The 636-nt window shown below is 70.8% G+C and carries 1 protein-coding gene; it reads right to left on the bottom strand.

The genetic code is table 11. From position 1 onward, the window contains the following. Nucleotides 1-636, bottom strand: a 636-nt coding sequence (locus AB4039_RS42355) for a beta-ketoacyl synthase N-terminal-like domain-containing protein (RefSeq protein ID WP_442273326.1), incomplete at both ends; no start/stop codon positions are given.

The following is a 636-nucleotide window of genomic DNA, read 5'->3' as shown; positions in this document are numbered from 1 at the left end:
GCCTGGCGGATGACGCGTTCCTGTGCCGGGCCGTTGGGTGCGGTGAGGCCGTTGCTGGCGCCGTCCTGGTTGACGGCACTGCCCTTGATCACCGCGAGGACCTGGTGGCCGTTGCGCCGCGCGTCGGAGAGCCTCTCCAACAGCAGCAGCCCCGTGCCTTCGGAGAATCCCGTACCGTCGGCGTCCGCGGAGAACGCCCTGCACCGGCCGTCCTGCGACAGCCCGCGCTGCCGGCTGAACTCGATGAGGGTGTTGGGCGTCGCCATGACGGTCACACCGCCGGCCAGGGCCAGCCCGCATTCGCCGTTCCGCAGTGCCTGCGCCGCCAGGTGGATGGCCACGAGGGACGACGAGCAGGCCGTGTCGACGCTGATCGCGGGACCCTCCAGCCCCAGCGTGTACGAGATCCGGCCCGAGGCCACGCTGCCGTAACTGCCGTTGCGCAGGTACCCGTCCAGCTCCTCCGGGGCGGTGGCCAGCCGTGAACCGTAGTCGTTGTACATGATGCCGGTGAAGACGCCGGTGCGGGTGCCGCGGAGGGTGGTGGGGTCGATTCCTGCGCGTTCTACGGCTTCCCAGGCGGTTTCGAGGAGGAGGCGTTGCTGGGGGTCGGTGGCGAGGGCTTCGCGGGGGCTG

Origin of the sequence: Streptomyces sp. M-16 (assembly GCF_052114405.1) — a bacterium.
Taxonomy (GTDB): Bacteria; Actinomycetota; Actinomycetes; order Streptomycetales; family Streptomycetaceae; genus Streptomyces.
Note: the sequence above shows the minus strand (reverse complement) of the source record. Positions and strands in the feature narration are given on the sequence as shown.